The 655-nt window shown below is 66.1% G+C and carries 1 pseudogene; it reads left to right on the top strand.

Annotation, left to right across the window (positions count from 1 at the left end):
* Positions 1-331, top strand: a pseudogene (locus tag ACU8YE_RS23850) (phosphohydrolase); the annotation flags it as partial.
* Positions 332-655 lie beyond the last annotated feature (324 nt).

Raw genomic sequence — 655 nt, 5'->3', positions numbered from 1 at the left:
CCTGCATCAGTATTGCGTGCTGCCGTTCCTGCGGCCGCTGTTTCCCGACGCTGTGCTGGAGCCGATCCGGCTGCACGTCGATGCGAAGCGCTGCCTGTGCGCGATCGACGCGTCGTATTACGCGCGCCTGTCCGCGGACTCGGTGCGTAGCCTGCATCTGCAGGGCGGCGTTTTCTCGGACGCCGAAGCCGAGGCGTTCCTGAAGCGTCCTTATGCGCCGGACGCGATCCGCGTGCGGCGCTGGGACGATCTCGCGAAGATGGCCGGCAAGCCGACGCCGGGTCTGGATCACTATATGCGCGCGGTCGCGCGCGCGGCGATCGCGAAGTAACGGTCGTCCCCGCCTCCATATAGATAGGGAGATGTGCCGCGCGCGGGCGCTCGTTTGGCGTGCCGTGCGGGCGCGTCGATGCGAGCCGCCTCGAGCTTGCGCGGAGGCGTGAAAAATTCTTTCAAAAAACGCTTGCACGAAGCGTAGATGCTGCCTACAATCACGCCTCTTTCGCGCTACGGCGAACGCGGCGCGAAGGGGGAAGCGGGAGGTTTCGCGGCTCATGCGGTACGGTCGGCGGTAGAGGCGGCCGAGGGCGCGAGGCGGTGATCCGGGCGGTGCGCGACGCGGCAGTAAAAAAGTTGTTGACGCGCTGCGAATAAG

It is taken from the genome of Ralstonia sp. VS2407, assembly GCF_052950655.1.
This window is presented reverse-complemented; position numbering and strand designations above follow the sequence as displayed.